Source organism: Ruegeria sp. BF10 (genome assembly GCF_056538725.1).
On the sequence record NZ_JBQFTR010000002.1, the window covers coordinates 21,590 to 40,101 of the forward strand.

The 18,512-nt window shown below is 60.6% G+C and carries 17 protein-coding genes; 1 reads left to right on the top strand and 16 read right to left on the bottom strand.

What is annotated here, in order from left to right:
• Positions 1-2: 2 nt before the first annotated feature.
• Entirely contained in the window at positions 3-2,426 is a 2,424-nt protein-coding gene (locus ACR0DJ_RS09925; protein ID WP_480684801.1) for a GcvT family protein, read from the bottom strand.
• Positions 2,427-2,576: 150 nt separating this feature from the next.
• Here ACR0DJ_RS09925 and ACR0DJ_RS09930 point away from each other — a divergent pair, with 150 nt between their 5' ends.
• A complete protein-coding gene (locus tag ACR0DJ_RS09930) occupies positions 2,577-3,359 on the top strand; it encodes a DeoR/GlpR family DNA-binding transcription regulator (protein WP_425079526.1) in 783 nt (260 codons plus the stop codon).
• 69 nt (positions 3,360-3,428) lie between these two features.
• On the opposite strand, the gene ACR0DJ_RS09935 is transcribed toward ACR0DJ_RS09930, so the two are convergent.
• The 15 genes from ACR0DJ_RS09935 to ACR0DJ_RS10005 all read right to left on the bottom strand — a co-directional run bounded on the left by ACR0DJ_RS09935 (position 3,429) and on the right by ACR0DJ_RS10005 (position 18,469).
• Positions 3,429-3,686, bottom strand: a complete 258-nt coding sequence (locus tag ACR0DJ_RS09935; RefSeq protein ID WP_425079527.1) for a hypothetical protein — start codon at positions 3,684-3,686, stop codon at positions 3,429-3,431.
• Between the two features lie 13 nt (positions 3,687-3,699).
• Positions 3,700-4,392, bottom strand: a complete 693-nt coding sequence (locus ACR0DJ_RS09940; protein ID WP_170345500.1) for a NapC/NirT family cytochrome c — start codon at positions 4,390-4,392, stop codon at positions 3,700-3,702.
• A gap of 29 nt (positions 4,393-4,421) precedes the next feature.
• Positions 4,422-4,859, bottom strand: a complete 438-nt coding sequence (locus tag ACR0DJ_RS09945) for a nitrate reductase cytochrome c-type subunit (RefSeq protein WP_480684803.1) — start codon at positions 4,857-4,859, stop codon at positions 4,422-4,424.
• A gap of 12 nt (positions 4,860-4,871) precedes the next feature.
• Complete coding sequence (gene napH, locus ACR0DJ_RS09950) at positions 4,872-5,789, bottom strand: quinol dehydrogenase ferredoxin subunit NapH (RefSeq protein WP_480684804.1); 918 nt, start codon at positions 5,787-5,789, stop codon at positions 4,872-4,874.
• Positions 5,786-6,604: a ferredoxin-type protein NapG gene (gene napG / locus ACR0DJ_RS09955; RefSeq protein ID WP_257601354.1), complete on the bottom strand. Its 819-nt coding sequence runs from the start codon at positions 6,602-6,604 to the stop codon at positions 5,786-5,788. Before napG ends, napH begins: the two co-directional genes overlap by 4 nt.
• A 27-nt stretch (positions 6,605-6,631) precedes the next feature.
• On the bottom strand, positions 6,632-9,124 hold the full coding sequence (gene napA / locus ACR0DJ_RS09960; protein WP_425079529.1) for a nitrate reductase catalytic subunit NapA: 2,493 nt from the start codon (positions 9,122-9,124) through the stop codon (positions 6,632-6,634).
• Positions 9,121-9,414, bottom strand: coding sequence for a chaperone NapD (locus ACR0DJ_RS09965; protein ID WP_170345495.1), 294 nt, complete (start codon positions 9,412-9,414; stop codon positions 9,121-9,123). The genes napA and ACR0DJ_RS09965 overlap by 4 nt, the downstream gene beginning before the upstream one ends.
• A complete protein-coding gene (napF, locus tag ACR0DJ_RS09970; protein WP_480684806.1) occupies positions 9,411-9,926 on the bottom strand; it encodes a ferredoxin-type protein NapF in 516 nt (171 codons plus the stop codon). Before napF ends, ACR0DJ_RS09965 begins: the two co-directional genes overlap by 4 nt.
• A 131-nt stretch (positions 9,927-10,057) precedes the next feature.
• On the bottom strand, positions 10,058-10,954 hold the full coding sequence (locus ACR0DJ_RS09975) for an FAD:protein FMN transferase (RefSeq protein WP_480684807.1): 897 nt from the start codon (positions 10,952-10,954) through the stop codon (positions 10,058-10,060).
• Complete coding sequence (locus ACR0DJ_RS09980; RefSeq protein WP_170345492.1) at positions 10,951-11,466, bottom strand: nitrous oxide reductase accessory protein NosL; 516 nt, start codon at positions 11,464-11,466, stop codon at positions 10,951-10,953. The genes ACR0DJ_RS09975 and ACR0DJ_RS09980 overlap by 4 nt, the downstream gene beginning before the upstream one ends.
• Positions 11,463-12,284 (bottom strand): ABC transporter permease, encoded by an 822-nt coding sequence (locus ACR0DJ_RS09985; protein ID WP_170345491.1) that lies wholly within the window; start codon positions 12,282-12,284, stop codon positions 11,463-11,465. The genes ACR0DJ_RS09980 and ACR0DJ_RS09985 overlap by 4 nt, the downstream gene beginning before the upstream one ends.
• On the bottom strand, positions 12,281-13,174 hold the full coding sequence (locus ACR0DJ_RS09990; protein ID WP_170345490.1) for an ABC transporter ATP-binding protein: 894 nt from the start codon (positions 13,172-13,174) through the stop codon (positions 12,281-12,283). The genes ACR0DJ_RS09985 and ACR0DJ_RS09990 overlap by 4 nt, the downstream gene beginning before the upstream one ends.
• Positions 13,164-14,420, bottom strand: coding sequence for a nitrous oxide reductase family maturation protein NosD (locus ACR0DJ_RS09995; RefSeq protein WP_480684808.1), 1,257 nt, complete (start codon positions 14,418-14,420; stop codon positions 13,164-13,166). Before ACR0DJ_RS09995 ends, ACR0DJ_RS09990 begins: the two co-directional genes overlap by 11 nt.
• Positions 14,421-14,423: 3 nt before the next feature.
• Positions 14,424-16,331 (bottom strand): TAT-dependent nitrous-oxide reductase, encoded by a 1,908-nt coding sequence (gene nosZ / locus ACR0DJ_RS10000; protein WP_480684809.1) that lies wholly within the window; start codon positions 16,329-16,331, stop codon positions 14,424-14,426.
• Positions 16,332-16,345: 14 nt separating this feature from the next.
• Positions 16,346-18,469: a 4Fe-4S binding protein gene (locus ACR0DJ_RS10005; protein ID WP_480685232.1), complete on the bottom strand. Its 2,124-nt coding sequence runs from the start codon at positions 18,467-18,469 to the stop codon at positions 16,346-16,348.
• Between the last annotated feature and the right edge of the window lie 43 nt (positions 18,470-18,512).

Here is an 18,512-nt window from a genome sequence, read left to right on the forward strand (position 1 = left end):
CCTCAGGCTTTCAACCGGCTGTTTGCCGGGTCGTAAAGCGGCCCGTCCACGCGGCGGATGGCGTGGCGTTCGCCGAACACCTCCACTTCGAAATCTGACCCACCAGCCAGTCCCGCAGGCAGATAACCGTAGAGGATGCTCTTGCCGACGGTAAACCCATAGCCACCGCTGCACGCCAGCGAGACTGTTTTGCCGCAATGCAGTATGGTCTCCCCTCCGGTGATCGGCAGCCGCACGTCGGTGATGAATGTACAGAGCCGCCGGTCGGGACCCTTCGCTTTCTGCGCCTCCAGCTCCGGTCGCCCGATGAAGTCCTGTTTGGATTTCAGATGTACCCGCGCGCCAAGGCCCGCTTCGATTGGCGAATAGTCGGGAGTGATGTCGGCGCTCCAGTAAAGATAGCCTTTTTCCAGCCGCAAGGACTCGATCGTGCGGTAGCCGATGTCGCGGATGCCATGGCTCTGACCGGTTTGCCAAAGCAGGTCATAGACATGCAGGGCGAACTCGGTCGGAATATGCAGCTCCCATCCCAGCTCTCCGACATAGCCTATGCGGATCGCGCGGACCTTTGCCGTTCCCAGAGTGATCTCTCGGGCCGTTGCAAAGGGAAACGCAACGTTCGAGACGTCTTCTTCCGCAACGGCCTGCATCACATCTCGCGCTTTGGGGCCGCAGATGTTGATGACGGCGCGTGCCGACGTCATTTCGATCAGCTGCGCGCACCCGTCGCGGGGCAGGTGGCGTCGGATCCAGTCCGCGTCATGCACGCCGAATCCGGACCCGGTCACGATATAAAAGTGTTCCCGCCCCAATCGGGTGACGGTGATATCGGCTTCAACGCCGCCGCGATCATTGCACAATTGGGTGTAGATCACCGCGCCATCCGGCTTGTCCATGTTTGAAACGGCGAGGTTTTGAAGGGCCTCCAGCGCGCCGGGGCCGATCAGTTCGAACTTTGAAAAACTGGTTTGATCGATCAGAACGACCCCGTCGCGCGCGGCCTTGTGTTCCTGCTCGGCATAGGCTTTCCAACCCGGAGACAGGAAATCCAACTGATCCACCGACTCTACACCGGCCGGAGCAAACCAGAGCGGCCGTTCCCAGCCATTCTTGGACCCGAATACGGCACCATGTTGTTTCAGCCGCTCATGCAGGGGCGACAGACGCAGGTTTCTGGCCGTTTCCGCCTCCTGCCCCGGATATCGCATCTTGTAATGATGCGCGTAATGCTCCACCGCGCGGGGATACATGAAGGCGCGCGTGGCGTGATGCGGACTGAACCGGCGTACGTCCAGAGGCCACAGATCAAGGCTCGGGCGGCCATCGACAATCCACTCGGCGATCATCTCTCCTGCGCCACCACCTGCCGCGATGCCGTACAGAAATCCGGTCGCCAGCATCAGGTTTCGCAGTTCAGGCGCCCATCCCATGACAAAATCGCCATCCGCGGAGTAAGGGATGGGGCCGTTGATGACCTGCCGGAGTCCAACCGTGTTGACGACCGGCGTTACCTGACCTGCCAGTTCGGCAAGGGGGGCAAACCGCTCTAGGTTGTCGGGCAAAAGCTGCCGGACAAACGCGCCCGGAATGCCCCTGTCGCCGAACGGCAGCGTGTTGTCCTCATACCCGCCGATCACAAGCCTCCCGCCTGCATCCGGTTTGTAATACACCAGCCGCTCGGGATCCCGCAGGGTTGGCAGGCGTTTTACAAGATCGGGGTCGGGCAGGGGTTCTGTTACGATGTATTGATGCTCGACGGCGCAGGCCGGGACAACGACCCCGAGTTTGGCGGCCAGTTCGCGGCTCCACATTCCGGCGGCCAGAACGACGGTGTCCGCTTCATAATCCCCTTCCGATGTCATCACTTTGGTGATGCGATCGTTGTGGATTTCAAAATCGGTGACCTCTACGGATTGGCGGATCCTGGCACCGTGCATCCGGGCGCCGGTCGCGATTGCCTGACACAGGCCTGCGGGATCGACATGACCGTCCGAGGGGATAAAGGCCGCGCCTTCCAATCCCTTCGCGTCGATATAGGGAAACAGCGTTTTGGCTTCTGCCGCCGAGATTATCTCCATCTCCAGATCAAAGCTGCGGGCCATTGTCGCCAGGCGCTTGGCTTCCAGAAGCCGCTCTTTGGTTGCCGCCAGGCGCAGGCTTCCGACTTTCTTCCAGTCGAACGCCATCCCGGTTTCTTCGGCCAGACGATCATACAGTGCCACGGACCGTTTCAGCATCCGCGTCGTGTTGCGTGATGACCGCAACTGCCCGACAAGCCCCGCCGCATGCCAGGTGGCCCCCTCGGTCAGGGACGCCCTTTCCAGAAGAACAACATCCGTCTCACCGGACCGTGCGAGGTGATACGCGATGGAGCATCCGATGATGCCGCCGCCAATGATGAGATGTCTGACCGACTGCGTTGTCATGCGTTCACTCACTTCAGGTGATATGCTGTCATCAAAAATCTCAAAACAACAAAAAGCAACATAAATGTTTGAAAAGTGTTGAAGTAAGTCGCTTGAACAGCGTCATTCTTGCAAGTAACCTGATGAAATCAACAAATAACGCGGCGCTATATGTCGAAATACGAGCAAGAAATTCTCAGCACGGTAAACCTGCATGGGCGAATTTCGGTCATGGAACTGGCGCGCATTCTCCGGGTGTCGGACCAGACAGTAAGGCGAATCGTGAAGCCGATGGTCGCCAAAGGCAGCCTGTCCAAGGTGCATGGTGCATTGGTCAGCACTCAAAACGTGCTGGATCCACCGTTTCTGGCCCGCATGACAAAGAACCGCGCCGCCAAAGTCGCGATAGCCGATGCCGTTGCGGGGCGGATACCGGACGGTTCGGCCATCGCCATCGACACGGGTTCGACCTCGGGCTTCATTGCTCAGGCACTTCGCGCGCGCAAAAACCTCACGGTGGTGACAAATTCGGCCTTCATCGCCGCCACGTTATCGATGGAAGAGGGCAACAGGGTCTTCATGGCGGGAACACAGTTGCGCAACCACGACGGCGCCGCTTTCGACCGGGCCGCTTATGACGTCATCGCAGGGTTCTCGGCCCGAACGGCCATATTGTCGGCATCACTGGTGCATCCCAGCAAGGGCTTCATGGTCTATGATCAATGCGAAGCTGACATGGCCCGCGCGATGTCCGATATCGCTGACCAGACCTTCATGGCGGTTGATTCAACAAAATTCAACGAGGCCCAGACCAGCCCGGCATTGCGCCTGCCCGGGATGACGGAAAAGGACGTGCTTTTCACCGATCGCACATTGCCCGCAGCCTTCCGGTCCTTGCCCAGAGACGCGGAATTGGTGATAGCGGGCGTGAAAACACAAGCAGACAGCAATTGACTTGGTGACGACACTGCCCGGCCCGACGTAACAAGCCGGTTCCACCGAAACGGTGAAACCGGCTGTGTTTCAGGCCGTCGCGCCCTTGATGCGAATGGCAGTGCCCAGGCTTCCTGCACAGATGCCGACCACAATAGCGATGATCAGTTCCAGTGGCTCTACATGCGCAAACTGGAAGCCTGCAAAAACCAGCGTTTCAAGTACGCCGACTGCGCCGCCCAATGCCGCGCCCAGCCACAGCTTGCGGGTCATCATGCCCAGCGCCAGACCGAGTATGCCGGGCAAGCTCAGGACGTTTCCACCGATGGTTCCAAGTAACTCTAACATCTCTGCCCCCACATCAATTCGAGCTGTTGTTCAGGAAATCGCGGATGTCGTCACCCGTGGCAGCAGCGTGCTCCTGCGCATCTTCCTCTTCCAGCGCAGCAGTCACCTTTTCGTATGTTTCCAGGTAGTTGGGTGGCAGGCTGTGGGCGATGCCCTGGTGGCAATCGATACAGGTCATGCCGCTGTCAATGGCGCGTTGGTGTTCCGACGCGGCGCGTGTTTCCTGAATGGTGAAGTCCATGTAGTCAAAGTTGTGACAGTTGCGGCACTCGCGGCTGTCAGACGCTTTCATCTTCTTCCACACGGCCGAGGCCATCGCCAGGCGATGTTCCTCGTACTTCTCGGGTGTGCTGATCGTGCCCGCCAGTTCATGATAGACGTCCTTCACGGCCATGATCTTGGCTTTGATCTTGTGGTTCCACTCATCCGGAACGTGGCAATCGGAACAGATCGCACGCACGCCCGAGTGGTTGTTGTAGTGGACCGTCTCGCGATACTCGCCCAGGTTCGTTTCCATCGTGTGACAGGACACACAGAACTCTTCGGTGTTGGTCAGTTCCAGCGTCCAGTGAAACCCACCCCAGAACAGGATACCGGCCAGAAAACCGGCGAGGATCAGAAAGCCCGAGCTGAACATCACTGCCGGTGTCCAGATCGCGTTCCAGAGGCGACCAAGCAAGCCGCGTTTTTCAGGGGAGTCTGCCATGTCGGTGCTCCTTTCAGTCTTGCGTTGGATCAGTTGCCGGCGGAGGGCTGGAACACGTTGTCGACCAGCGGCGGTGCGTCCGCCTGCGGTACGTGGCACTGATTGCAGAAGTACCGGGTTCCGGCAATCTTATCCAGTTCGTTGCCATCGCGATCCAGGTAGTGGGTCATCGACAGGGTCGGTGCGTTGCGCTCGCCGGCCTTGGTCCAGTCATGACAGGACAGGCATTGGTTGGTCCGAATGTCGATCTGGTATTGTTCGACCGAATGGGGGATCAACGGTGGCTGCTGGCGATAATTGCGCTGCTGCCGCCCTTCGACGTTGCGGTGGATCTGATCCAGTGGCACCGGCTCGTCAACGCCGGCCCCGCGCAGGGATTCGACCTGTGCGGATTGCGCAAGGGCCCATCCGCTCAGCAACACTACGGGTAGAAGGGCAATTCCGCCTGTAACGATTGTTCTTTTCATCTTGGCACTCCCCTAGATAGGTCTGGCAGCGCGCGGCTCAGGCGCGGCAACTGGATCGGAAGGTTGAACGACATGGTCGTCGAACCGGTGAGTAAAGTTGAAGACGTCGACTGCGCAGACATCGATGCAGCGTCCGCAGTTTGTGCAGTCAGGTGACAGGATCAGGGGCGAGCTTCCCGGCTTGCCTTTCAGCGCGGGTGAGATCACCTGGTTTTCAGGACAGACCGCATAGCAATCCATACAGTCATCACAGGCCGTGCGATTGGCTGCACTGACCCGCAGCAGGCTTTTCGACCCGATCAGCCCGTAGAACGCGCCCACGGGGCACAGATGGCCGCACCAGCCATGGCGTGAGACGAATACGTCAAACACGAAGATGGCCGTGATCATGGCCCAGACAAAGCCCATGCCGAATACCAGCCCGCGATGCAGCATGGTGATCGGGTTGACCAGCTCCCACGCGATGACGCCACTCAGGCCCGAGACCAGCAGTACGGTTGCCAGAATCCACAGCCGGGTGCCGCGCTTAGGTTGCCAGCCTTTCGGCAGGTCCAATTTGCGATGCACCCAATTGGCCGCGTCCGTTACCGGATTTATCGGGCAAACCCAGGAACAATAGACACGCCCGCCAATCAGGGCATAGACCACCAGAACGATCAGCCCACCGATCAGCGCGGTCACCTCGGGCCAATGGCCCGCGACGAAGCTTTGCAACAAGATGAACGGATCGGTCAACGGCAACACGCCAAGCGTCAGTGACCCCGCCAAAGTGCCCTCTACGATCCAGATGCCGAACCATGGGCCCAGCAGAAACAGAACCAGAAAGAACAGCTGACTTGCACGACGCATCAGCAAAAAACGATGCGCCCCGATCCACCCTTTGCCTTCAACGGCCTCCCGACCTACGGGTATATGTGTGCGGGCACTCATTGTCCCACCCCCGGCAGATCATATTCCGGCGCAAACCCGCCGGGTGCGGCAAGATTGTCGGTTCCCGGCCCCGGCAAACGGTCGGGCAGATCGATGATCCCCTCGACGACCGGCGCACCTTTGGCGGCCTTTTCCTCCCACCCCTTACGGTAATGCTCTGCCGAGCTGCCGCGCGCCAGCCGGGCAGGCAGAACCTTGATGGCGGCCTCGGGCAGAACACAGCTTTTTTCGCACATGCCGCAACCCGTACAGTGGTCGGCATGGACGGTGGGGATGAACAAGGCGTGATGACCCGACCGGGTATTATGCGCCGTCTCCAAAGTGATTGCCTCGTCAATGACGGGGCAGACGCGGTAACAGACGTCGCAACGCAGACCGAGGAAATTCAGGCAGTTTTCCTGATCGACCAGTACGGCAGTCCCCATTTCGGCGTCGTCTATATTCTCCAGCCCGGGGTCAAGTGCCCCGGTCGGACATGCAGCGACACACGGAATGTCGTCGCACATTTCGCAGGGAACATCCCGGGCGGTGAAGAATGGTGTTCCCGTCGCCACCGCATCCGAGCCGAGCTCGGCCAGCTTCAGGGTATCGTACGGGCAGTCCCGCACGCATAGACCGCAACGGATGCAGGCTGACAGGAACTCTTTCTCCGGCAATGCGCCGGGCGGGCGCAAGGCATCGGCCGGCAGGGCGCGGGCGTCGCGGGCCAGATAGGCCAGCAACGATCCTGCGACCACGCAGCCGCCCGCCGCCCGCGCCGAGTCCTGAAGGAACCGGCGCCGCTGCGGCGAAAGGGGTTTATCGACAAGAGACATGGGAACGACCCCTACGATCCTTTCGGGTTACGCGCGCTCGACTTTACATGCGCACTTCTTGAAATCGGTCTCTTTCGACAGCGGGCAGGTCGCATCCAACGTCAACTTGTTGGTCAGCTGGCTTTCGTCGAACCAGGGCATGAAGACCAGACCGCGCGGCACCTTGTTCCGGCCCCGGGTTTCGACACGGCTGGTGACCTCGCCGCGACGGGTTGACAGAACAATCTCCTGGCCCCGGCGCAAGCCGCGATCCTTGGCGTCCTGCGGATGCATGTAGACCACGGCGGCGGGGTAGGCGCGGTGCAGTTCCGGTACCCGGCGTGTCATCGACCCTGAATGCCAGTGTTCCAGCACGCGACCGGTGCACAGCCACAGATCGAATTCTTCGTCCGGCTCTTCTGCCGCAGGTTCATAGGGCGCGAAGATGATCTTGGCCTTGCCATCCTTGTGGCCATAGAATTCCACGCCGGCACCCTCGGACACGTAGGGGTCGTAACCCTCGCGGAAACGATAGAGCGTTTCCTTGCCGTCCACGACCGGCCAGCGCAGACCGCGGGCCTGGTGATAGGTTTCGAAGGGTGCCAGATCGTGCGCATGGCCGCGCCCGAAGTTGGCGTATTCCTCGAACAGACCTTTCTGCACGTAAAAGCCGAAATGCTCGGATTCGTCATTGTCAAAGCCTTCGGCGGTTTCCGACAGCGGGAACTTGTCGACGCTGCCATTGGCAAACAGGACGTCATACATGGTCTTGCCGCGGTGCTCGGGCATGGTGGCCAGCAATTCTTCGCCCCAGACCTCTTCGACGGTGAAGCGCTTCGAGAACTCCATCACCTGCCACAGGTCCGATTTGGCCTCGCCCGGGGCCTTGACCTGCTGCCGCCAGAACTGGGTGCGGCGCTCGGCGTTGCCATAGGCGCCTTCCTTCTCGACCCACATGGCGGTGGGCAGGATCAGGTCGGCGGAAACCGCAGTGACCGTCGGGTAGGGGTCAGAAACAGTGATGAAGTTTTCCGGGTTGCGATAGCCCGGATAGCCTTCCTCGTTGATGTTCGGCGCAGCCTGCATGTTGTTGGTGCACTGAACCCAATAGGCGTTCAGATCGCCATCCTTCAGCTTGCGGTGTTGCAGCACGGCGTGGAAGCCGGGCTTGGCCGGAATGGTGCCCGCAGGCACATTCCAGGCGGTTTCGCAAATCTCGCGGTGCTTGTCATTCATGACCACCATGTCGGCGGGCAGGCGGTGCGCAAAGGTGCCAACCTCGCGCGCGGTACCGCAGGCCGACGGCTGACCAGTCAGCGAGAAGGGCGAGTTGCCGGGTTCCGAAATCTTGCCCACCAGCAGGTGCACGTTGTACATCAGCGAGTTCACCCAGGACCCGCGGGTATGCTGGTTGAAGCCCATGGTCCACAGGCTCATCACCTTGCGGTCGGGGTCGGCATATTGCTTGGCCAGACGCTCCAGCTTGTCAGCCGGAACACCGGACAGCTCCGAGGTGTATTCCAGCGTGTATTTCGAAACGGCCTCGGCATATTCCTCGAAGCTGATCGGCTCCAACTTGCCCGAGTTCGGGTTTTCAGCCTCTTGTTGCAGGGGGTTGTTCTCCCGCAGGCCGTAACCGATATCGGTGGCGGTTTTGGTGATGTTGACGTGGTTCTTGACGAACTCTTCGTTCACCGCACCATTCTGGATGATGTAATTGGCGATATAGTTCAGGATCGCCAGATCGGTTTGCGGTTTGAACACCATGCCATTGTCGGCCAGCTCGAACGAGCGGTGTTCGAAAGTCGACAGCACATGCACTTCGCAACCCGGTTTCGTCAGGCGGGTGTCGGTCAGGCGCGACCACAGGATCGGGTGCATCTCGGCCATGTTCGACCCCCACAGCACGAAGGTGTCGGCGTGCTCAAGGTCGTCATAGCACCCCATCGGCTCGTCAATGCCGAAGGTGCGCATGAAACCAACCACGGCCGAGGCCATGCAGTGACGCGCATTGGGATCAATGTTGTTCGACCGGAACCCGGCCTTCATCATCTTGGCGGCGGCATAGCCTTCCCAGACCGTCCACTGCCCCGAGCCGAACATGCCCACGCTGGTCGGACCTTTCTTGGCAAGGGCCTCTTTCCATTTGGCGGCCATCACGTCGAAGGCTTCATCCCAGCTGACCGGCTCGAACTCACCATTCTTGTCATACTGGCCGTTGGTCTTGCGCAGAAGCGGAGTGGTCAGGCGGTCTTTGCCGTACATGATCTTGGACAGGAAATAGCCCTTGATACAGTTCAGGCCCCGGTTCACCGGTGCGTCCGGGTCACCTTGCGTGGCGACCACGCGGCCGTCCTTGGTGCCCACCAGAACCGAACAGCCTGTGCCACAGAACCGGCAGGCAGCCTTGTCCCAGCGAATATCGGGTGCGCCGACCTGAGCGCTGGCCTGACCTGCGGCCATGGGAATGCCCGCAGCCGAGGCAGTGGCTGCCGCTGCGGACGCTTTCAGGAATGTACGACGGGATTCAGAGATGGTCATTGCATGGGCCTCCTGCTGGACGGTTGGCTTGGAGCATCAGGACGCGGAGCCGTCTCCGCGAGATCTTCGAAATGGTGATAAGTCAGTGACAGTGAGATCACTCCGGGGATCTGGTGCAGATCCATGATGGTGTCCGAGGCCAGCCGGTCGGCCGTATCCTCGACAACAACTACAAAACGGCCGTCCTCGGCTTCGGCATGAAGCTCGACGCCCTGGGTTCCGGCCATCGCCGCGCGTGCGGCATCGGTGTAATCGGGGGCGATGTGGACTAGGCAGCCACAGATGTTCATTGGTTCACCTCCGGGTGTTGTAGGGTGGGGCGGTGCATCACGATCGCCCCGGCGGGGCAGGCGGAGGAACAGCTTCCGCAGCCGATGCAGGTTTCTGTTTCAAGCGCCGGTTCCGCGCGTCCGCCCAGTTGCAGGCGAAAGCGGATGGCATCCTGTTCGCAATTGTCCTGACACAGACGGCAGCTTACGCCATTCGTCGACAGGCAGCTTGCGTCGTCGATCTGCGCGCGCCATGGCCACTCGGCAACGCGTTCGGGCAGCAACGCCGGTGTCGGGCAAATGTCAGCGCAGTCACCACACAAGGTGCAACCGCCTGCGGACAGGTCCAGAACGGGGAAACCGCTGTCGTCGAATGTGATGATGTCTTCAGGGCAAGCCGCGGCGCAATCTTCGCAACGCGTGCACAAATCGCCGAAACCAGTTGCGACTGCCCCCGGCGGACGGATCGCATCTGGGTCCTCCCGCAGGACACGCGCGCTCAGAAAAGCGCGTCTGCTTGTCAACTGGCTCATGGCTGGCGACTCGTATTTGGATAGATAGGTTCGCGTCTTTACTTCCTAGCTGCCTTCAGCAGCGCACGAATTGACCTATATCATACTTTTCGCGAATTTTTTTTGATCGGGCTGAGATTTCTACCTGTTCGTCATACGTTCAACTCGATACGGGCGTCGGGGAAACGTACTACGATCTCACTCGCTTTGTCGGCGGATGCCGCGCAAAGTGCAGTGGACAGCCCATCCGCGAGTGCCGCTTCCGGGGCAGAAACCGAAACCGTTCTCTCACTGTTTGCAGGCCCGTCCGGGGTGATGATGTGCCCAAGACCGGGACTCAGTTGAGTGGCTAGGGAAGACGATGTCGCCACGGCACGGTCGCGCAGCGCGATCCGCTTCAGAACCGTCTGATCCGGCGCCGCCAGCCCAACTTTCCAGGGCGCACCGTCGCCACGCGCGCCCAAAGCAGCAATTTCCCCCATATCAACCATAACATCACGCAGACCATGGCCACGCAGCAGGTCGGCGATCCGGTCGGTGATCGCGCCCTGCGCAATACCGTTCAGCGTCAGCGCGGATTTTCCGGGCGCAGGCAGACGAATGGCCGAGACGTCGAAAGATACCCTTTCCCAGCCTATTACCTGTTGAACTTCAACCAGATCGTCAGCGCGCGCGCCCGTAGCCAATGCATACCAAAGGGGCTGAATGCTCGGATCAAAGGCGCCATCCGATGCCTGATGCAGCGCGGTGCAGAGACTCAGCACGTTCAACAATTCAGGAGCAGGCGCCGTCAGAACACCGTCGCGATTCAACCGGCTGAGCTGCGATTGCGGGCGATACAGGCTGAAAATGTCTTCCAGCCGGGCAACCTCGGTCTCAACGGCGGCTATGATGGGTGCAGCTTCGACATCCGTCAGCCCGACCAAACGCAGGCTTGCAGCGGCACCCAGCGCGGTGCCGTGCCAACGCGCGTCAGAGGCTGCGGCCGGTGTGGCCGCAGCGCAGGCGGCTGAGATGATCAGAAATCGGCGGCGGGACAGGGCGGTCATACGGGGGTCTCCAATGACAGTTCAAGATCGACAGGGCCAAGCACTTCGGTATCCGGGATGTCCGGAAGGCCCAGTGCCGTCCCGCCGTAAATCTCAATGAATGCCTGCGCATCGGCAGGATCGGCAAATGGCACCACTTCGCGCGCGCCCATGCCGCCCGCCACATTGGCGCCGACAACAAAGGTCGCGTCATCCGCGGCGATCCAGTTCGAGATACCCGGCTGCCGCCAGCTTGGCGCAATGCCCATGTCGCTGACATAGACGGCTGTGATGTCGGCATCACGCTCAGGGCTTTTGAGATATGCCACCATGTCGCGCACCTGCGCGAAGAACAGCGGTGCGGGATATCCCTTCAGATGGATCTGGCCCTTGGGGCCGCCGTGCTCGGCGATGTTCATCTGGCAGAAATAGCTCAGCGCGTCCGGGGTCAGATCCACCGGATCGGGGGCTTCGGCCAGGTCTTCCTTGCAGGCCGCCAACGCGATCAGGGCAACCAGAACGAGAGGTTTCATGGCTCGACCCTCCGGAATGCCAGCCGCGCGAGGGCAAAACCGATCACGGGCCAGATCAACAAAGATGCCGGCGCGGCCCACACAGGCAGGGCCTGCGCGGCCCCGGTCATGCCCGAAGCCATTGCGACTCCTTCGGTCGCGGCGATGTTCCACAGACGGAATGCGTCGGCCGGGTTGGCCACCATCACCCATGGAAAGACGGATTGGGTAAAGGTGCCGCCCTTGTCCATGACGACAGCCCCCAACAGGCCCAGATCATAGAGGACAACAAAAACCAGCCAGAGCCCGGCCGACAGACCTGCCGCCGCCGTAGCCCCCTTAGCCAGGGCAGACAGCAGGTATCCCAGCGCCAGAAACACGGCGCCCAGAAGGATGGATGTGAGGATGAGACGGACCAACGCCATCAGGCTTTCCGGCCCGGCACCACCAAAGAAGGCCGCCACCGCGCCGGCGGTACCGAAACCGACCGTCATGGCGAAGGCCAGCGCTGCAAGGTGTGCGGTGAATTTGCCCAACAGGATTTCTCCGCGCCCTGCAGGGTAGGACAACAGCAGTGACAGGCTGCCCCGGTCCACGTCACCGGCGATGGCGTCGAACGAGATCATCAGCGCCAGAAGGGGCGCGAGGTAGACCGAAAGCGTGGTCATCGACGCAACCGAAACGGTCAGCATGTCAACGCCCAGCGTGCCGGTAGGCGCGCTGCCCGCAAAGGTCAGCGCCAATGCGAACAGCACCATGATAACCGTGGCGACCAGCAACCAGCGGTTGCGGCGCAGGATCAGCATTTCGGTACGGGTGATGGCGAGAAAGCGGGTCATTGCAATCCCTCCTGCGCGTAGTGACGATAAAGATCTTCAAGCTTGGGCGGGGTCATTTCCACATCCGCGACCGCGTCGCCCATTCCGGCGATGCGGCGCAGAGCCTCCATCTTGTCAGCGGGGGTGCAAAGCAGTTCCACCAACGCACCGTTGATCCGGTTGCCACCCAATTCAGCAGCCAAGGCATCGGCGTTGGCGCTAGCGCGCACTTTCAGACGGATCGGCAGGCCTGCAAGGGCCGACAGATTGTTCAGCGTGTCATCAGCCACCATCCGGCCCTTGCGCATGATTGCGATCCGGTCGGTACGGGCCTCGACCTCGGTCAGTGCGTGGCTGGCGATCAGCACGGCGATGCCCTGCGCGGCCAACTCGTCGATGATGGCATAGAGGTCCTGGCGCGAGATCGGGTCCAATCCACTGGTAGGTTCGTCCAGCAAAGCCACTTTCGGTTGACCCAGCAGCACCTGTGCCAGACCCAGACGTTGTCGCATCCCTTTGGAATAGGTGCCGATCCGGCGATCCAGCGCATCGCTCAGACCTACGCGCTCCAGCAGGCCAGCCACATCCGCCCTGGCGCCGGACAATTTCGCAAACAGGGTCAATTGCTCGCGCCCGGTCAGGGCCGGGTGGAACGAGACCGCCTCGGGCAGATACGCCGTTTCCCGCCGCGCCTGGGCGCTGCCGGGGGTGGCGTCTCCGATCCGAATTGCTCCGCCTTGGATCGGCGTCAGGCCAAGGATGGATTTGATCAGGGTCGACTTGCCTGCGCCGTTATGGCCCAGCAGCGCAACGCGCTGACCGGGGGCAAGAGACAGGGTGATATCGTCAAGAACGCGGGTTTTGCCCCGGTCCTTGCTGACATGGTCAATAGTCAGGGCCTTATCCGTCATGAGGCACCTTTTTCATAGCTGGGGGTTCAGGGGGTTGCATCAATGGATTGCTGTCCATCACGCCACCGGGCAACAGTGCCGGAAAGGCGGATTGCGACCAGCGCACCAGCTGCACGGCAGGAGAGCCGAGCAGCAGTTTGGCTGCTGGTTGGGTCCACAGCACATGGTCCATACTGTCATTCGGGCGATAGGGGGCATCGGCGATGCCGTTGCCATCCACATCATAGGCGGCAAAATCGGACCAGTAATTGCCGCGCCCGTCTTCCGACCACTCGACCCATTTGGTCGAGACGTATTTCACCTGTGTCCGGTTCCCGATGAAGGAATTGCCAACGATGCGGTTGCGTTCGCTGCCGGCGGTGAAATGGATTCCGATGCCGCATCCCTGGAACCAGTTGTCGGTGAATTCGTTCTTGTTGGAGTTATAAAGGAAGGTGCACTTTTCCTTGGCGCCGATCACCACGTTTCCGGTGATCTCACTCTTGTTGGCGTAGTTCAGCATCACGCCATGTTCACGGTCACCGATCGAGACGTTGTCTGCGACTTTCACATTGGTCGTGAACATGACCGCATAGCCCAGATCGTTGCCGATCGAGACATTGTCGCTGACCACTGAATTGTCGGCATACATGTAGTGCACCGCAAACCGAAGGTCGCGGAACAGGTTGCCTGTAAAGGTGTTCTTCTTGGACGAGTTCACGAAGATCCCGTCGCGCCCATAGCGGATGTCATTGCCCTCGACCACCGCGCCCGGTGCATTCCAGACATAGACGCCATTGCCGCGGTCATTCATCCGCTGGTCCTGACGCCCTTCGATCCGGTTGCCGCGCACGATGCTGTCCTTGGCACCGTGAATGTCGATGCCGTAAAGATTGCCCAGCAGCACATTGTCTTCGACCACCGGCGCGCGGGCCGTCTTGGTCAGTTGGATTCCGCTGTCGATCCCGTCATGACTTGAGCCCGAGCCGATAACAGTCAGACCGCGCACGGTCACGCCCGGCCCGGTCACGGTGATGACGCTGCCGGTGCCTTGCCCGTCAATGGTGGCCTGGCCCTGCCCGTCGATGGTGACGGGCCGGTCCAGCACCAGATGCTCGGCATAGACGCCGGGGCTCAGGCGGAGGGTGTCTCCATCCGCCGCCTGCGCCAGTGTTTCATTGATGGCCCCCGCCCGGTTGGGCACATCCCAATCCGCCGCCCAAAGGGGCGAGCCGAGCAGGAGCGGTATGAGCAGGGACCAGCGCATGGGTCAGGCTCCTTGCGGTTCGACCAGCATCCGGCCGCGCATTTCCATGTGCAGCGCATGGCAGAACCACTGGCAATAGAACCAGTGCACGCCCGGACGGTCGGCGGTGAAAGTGACCGAGGCGGTGGCCTGTGGCGCCACTTCCATCGCGATGCCGTAGTTGCCCAGGCAGAAGCCGTGGGTCACGTCGTCCACGTCATCCAGGTTGGTGACGTAGATCGTGACCTCGTCGCCCTGTTTGACGGTGAACTTCTCAAGGCTGAAGGTCGGCGCCTGCGAGGTCATGTAGACCCGCACCTTGTTGCCGTCCCGGATCGGTTCTTCCGCACCTTCTTCCAGATCGATGCCATCGGCCTCGGCCTGTTTGCGGGCGTCTTCCCAGGTAACATCGTTGCGATCCCAGACGTTGACCGGGTTTACGATGTCGCTGCGAACGATGATCGAATCGTGCGGTTCGGCAAAGGTGGGGCCATCATGCACCACTTTCATCTCATCCGTCGAAATGTCGATCAGCTGTTCGTTCTCGGGTTTCAGAGGACCAACGTTCAGGAAGCGGTCTTTCGAGAACTTGTTCATCGAAATCAGCCACTTGCCATCGGCTTCCTTGGTTTCACCCATGGAGGTGGAGTTGTGACCCGGCTGATAATGCACGTCGACCTTCGAGATGATCGGGTCCACGTCCTCGCCATTGTAGGCGCGGATGGCCTTGTCGATGTTCCACTTCACGATCTGGCTGTCCAGGAACAGCGTGGTGAACGCGTTGCCCTGACCGTCATAGGCGGTGTGAAGCGGGCCAAGACCCAGCTGCGGCTCACCCACGATGCAGGACCGCGGGTCGGCATCGCTTTCGAACAGCGCGTCCAGCTTGGTGACGTCCATCACCGACACGGTCGGCGACAGCTTGCCGTTGATGCAGACGTGCTTGCCGTCGGGCGCGGTGTTGATGCCGTGCGGAGAGTTCGGGATCGGGATGTAACGGGTGTATTTCTTGTTCTGACCCTTGCGCCCGTCCAGAACCTTGACGCCTTTCAGCTCCTGATAATCGCCGGCTTCGATGCCTTTTTCGATCTCGGCAAGGTTGAAGACAACGACGTGGTCCAGCTCGTTCTCGGTCATCTCGGCCAGGTTCATGCCCATTTCCGAGTTGTACGAGGTCGAGAAGGCGTATTTGCCCTGATAGTCGCAGTCGGTGTTGTCGAGGTTGCCCGACACGATCACCTGCCACGCCACTTCCATGGTGTCGCCGTCCAGCGCGGTGAAGATGTTCACGTATTGCGACGGATCATCCAGCACGCTGCCATCGTTGACCAGCGGTGTTTCATCTTCACCATTGGCAAAGACATAGCCGGTGCGCGGGAATTTCTGCGGACGCAGACCGTGGATCGCCTTGGCGTTCGGGATCTCGGTGATCTTGTCGCATTTCATCACGTCACAGCGCACACGGGCGACGCGGGTATTGGCCTTGTCGTTCATGAACAGATAGCGACCGTCATAGGTGCCGTCGGTGAAGGACATATGCGGGTGGTGAAGGTCGCCGTTGTCATAGGTCTTCATTCCGCGCTTGGCGAGAAACTCCTTGGTTTCAGGCAGCAACCCTTCGGTCATGATCTTCAGTGACTCGTTGGTCTGACCCCAGCCCGTAGCCGAGCAGCGGTTGAACACCGGCACCCGCATCAGTTCGCGCATGGACGGGAAGCCCAGGATGCGCAGCTCGCCGGTCTGACCCGAAGACCAGAAACCGTAATACTCGTCCAGCTCGCCGGGCTCGAGATTGGCATTGGCCGCGGCGCTCGCCTGTTTCGCGGTCATCAGGGTCGAGCCCAGACCGGTCCCGGCCAGCACGGCGCCGGTTGCAGTTGCACCCAGCATCCCGCGGCGTGTGACGGTTAGCTTGTTGTCATGTTCCGACATGTTCGTTCCTCCTTTTAGGAAACGGATTGCGGTTTGGCGTTCGGATGGTTCGCCGGTGGTTGTCCGAGTGGGGTCTTCATCTGGACCGACCCTGTATTGGCCCGCCGTTTCAGTTGGCGGATAACGACGGGACATTTGTCCTCGGACTGGTAGAGCACCTGACAATGCAGGCAGGTGACGCACTCGTTCGGATTGATCTCACCGGTGGGGTGGATCGCCTGAACGGGGCATTCGTTGGCGCAGGTCTGACAGGGGGAGCCGCAATCCTTGTAGCGGCGCAGCCAGTCGAACATGCGGATACGGGCAGGGATCGCCAGTGCTCCACCCAGCGGGCAGAGATAGCGGCAGTAGAACCGTTCGATGAACAGCCCGATTCCCAGCAGGGCCAGCGCAAAGACCACAAAGGGCCAGTCGCGCATGAATTTCAGAATGATCGCCGTTTTGAACGGCTCGACCTCGGCGTATTTCTCGGCCAACGGGATCGAGACAAAGCTGAGACCGAAGAGACCGAGGAAGATCATGTATTTTGCAGGCCACAGGCGCTCGTTCAGTCCCCAGGGCAGCGTCCATTGCGGTACTTTCAGCGCGCGGGCGATCTTGTTGGTCAGCTCCTGCAACGCGCCAAACGGGCACAACCAGCCGCAATAGGCGCCTCGCCCCCAGAACAGCAGCGCGGCAGCGACAGCGAACCACTGGATAAAGACCAGCGGGTCCAGCAGGAACGCATCCCACGAGAATCCTGTGCGCAAGCTGCCCGCCAGCGCCATCAGATTCACCACGCTCAGCTGCGCGTTGGCGTACCAGCCGATGAAGAACAGGGTCATGGTCAGATAGCCGATGCGGAACCAGTAGAAGACCCGCGCATTCATCGTCGCGTGGAATTGAAAGAAGAACGTCGCGGTCAGGACCAGCAGCATGACGCCGAGAATGGCGATTTCGACGGTGCGATCCTTCCAGATGCGTTGCCACAGGGCGGCCTTGGCGGCGGCTTCGCCGGTTGCATCCTCGACAACCGTTGGGGCTGCAACGGGCAGCAGGTAGTGGTCGGGCAGTTTGTAGCCCAGATCGAATGTCAGAAAGGTTTTCTCAACGGCACCCACGGCACGCTGTACCAGCAGTTGCAGGCGGAACGGCTCGGTCGGGTCAAACTCGGCATCGGCGGGAATCTTGAAGATGTCCAACTCGGTGAAACTGGGCGCATCCGGGGCTGCAACCTTGCCAAGGCGTACTTGCTGTTTGTCGAAGAACCGGACCGAGTTGTCGCCCTGGATCAATTGGATCCGATCGAAAATCCCGCCGCGCACATAGCCTGATCCCTTGAAGCTGTAGGATCCGCGACCCAGCACCAGAATGGCCTGTTCGCCCTCGTCCAACCAGTTCACAAGGTTCCGGTATTCGGCGTCGCCCAGCAGAGACTTGCCGATCGACGGAACCGAGACAAGCGCCATATGCATGTCGATGAAGGTGTCATCCGGTTCGCCCGGTTCGGGGCGCTTGATCGCGCGCTGGTCGCCGGTGGCCTCAAAGGCGGCGTTGACCTGCCCGACATCCAGCGTCAACCGCCGGATCGAGCCGTCACCCGACAGGGTCGACCAGTCATAGACCGCATTCTGCGCCATATCGACTTCGCGCTTTGGCCCGTCGGCCTGCAACGGCGACAAGCCGCCCAGACCCAATGCACGCGCCACTTTGATGCCGCCACGCACAAGGCTGTCGTCGATCACCATGATCGTGACGGTCGCGCCCGAGATGATGTCGAGGTCGTGCCCCTCACCCCCGGTTTCAGCTTCAACCTTCAGGTCAAGGCCGGCATAGCCTTCGGTCAATTCAACCATGCGGGAATTGGGGATGCCGATCAGCACGATGGGTTCCGAGTGCTTGACCAGTTGCACTCCGGTCAACACGGCATCGTTATCGATGGCGGCAACGACATGGATCGGCTTGCCGGAATAACCGGTCGTGCCAACAAAGTCCGAGGTCAGGAATGCCCAGGCAACGGTCTCGCCGCCCTTCAGGACGGGGGCGACCTTGACGTCATCGCGTACCGGGCCAAAGGCATCGGCACCGGGGGCCAGATCGGCAGGTTCGATGTCGGGCAGGAAGCTGGCCAGGCTGTCGGCATGGGCGCTGATCGCCATCAGGCAGGACAGGGAAAAAGCCAGCAGGAAATGGATTGCGCGA

Coding starts and splice junctions, on each gene's coding strand:
- ACR0DJ_RS09925 (WP_480684801.1), bottom strand. CDS start 2,426: ATGACAACGCAGTCGGTCAGACATCTCATCATTGGCGGCGGCATCATC.
- ACR0DJ_RS09930 (WP_425079526.1), top strand. CDS start 2,577: ATGTCGAAATACGAGCAAGAAATTCTCAGCACGGTAAACCTGCATGGG.
- ACR0DJ_RS09935 (WP_425079527.1), bottom strand. CDS start 3,686: ATGTTAGAGTTACTTGGAACCATCGGTGGAAACGTCCTGAGCTTGCCC.
- ACR0DJ_RS09940 (WP_170345500.1), bottom strand. CDS start 4,392: ATGGCAGACTCCCCTGAAAAACGCGGCTTGCTTGGTCGCCTCTGGAAC.
- ACR0DJ_RS09945 (WP_480684803.1), bottom strand. CDS start 4,859: ATGAAAAGAACAATCGTTACAGGCGGAATTGCCCTTCTACCCGTAGTG.
- napH (WP_480684804.1), bottom strand. CDS start 5,789: ATGAGTGCCCGCACACATATACCCGTAGGTCGGGAGGCCGTTGAAGGC.
- napG (WP_257601354.1), bottom strand. CDS start 6,604: ATGTCTCTTGTCGATAAACCCCTTTCGCCGCAGCGGCGCCGGTTCCTT.
- napA (WP_425079529.1), bottom strand. CDS start 9,124: ATGACCATCTCTGAATCCCGTCGTACATTCCTGAAAGCGTCCGCAGCG.
- ACR0DJ_RS09965 (WP_170345495.1), bottom strand. CDS start 9,414: ATGAACATCTGTGGCTGCCTAGTCCACATCGCCCCCGATTACACCGAT.
- napF (WP_480684806.1), bottom strand. CDS start 9,926: ATGAGCCAGTTGACAAGCAGACGCGCTTTTCTGAGCGCGCGTGTCCTG.
- ACR0DJ_RS09975 (WP_480684807.1), bottom strand. CDS start 10,954: ATGACCGCCCTGTCCCGCCGCCGATTTCTGATCATCTCAGCCGCCTGC.
- ACR0DJ_RS09980 (WP_170345492.1), bottom strand. CDS start 11,466: ATGAAACCTCTCGTTCTGGTTGCCCTGATCGCGTTGGCGGCCTGCAAG.
- ACR0DJ_RS09985 (WP_170345491.1), bottom strand. CDS start 12,284: ATGACCCGCTTTCTCGCCATCACCCGTACCGAAATGCTGATCCTGCGC.
- ACR0DJ_RS09990 (WP_170345490.1), bottom strand. CDS start 13,174: ATGACGGATAAGGCCCTGACTATTGACCATGTCAGCAAGGACCGGGGC.
- ACR0DJ_RS09995 (WP_480684808.1), bottom strand. CDS start 14,420: ATGCGCTGGTCCCTGCTCATACCGCTCCTGCTCGGCTCGCCCCTTTGG.
- nosZ (WP_480684809.1), bottom strand. CDS start 16,331: ATGTCGGAACATGACAACAAGCTAACCGTCACACGCCGCGGGATGCTG.
- ACR0DJ_RS10005 (WP_480685232.1), bottom strand. CDS start 18,469: ATGGCGATCAGCGCCCATGCCGACAGCCTGGCCAGCTTCCTGCCCGAC.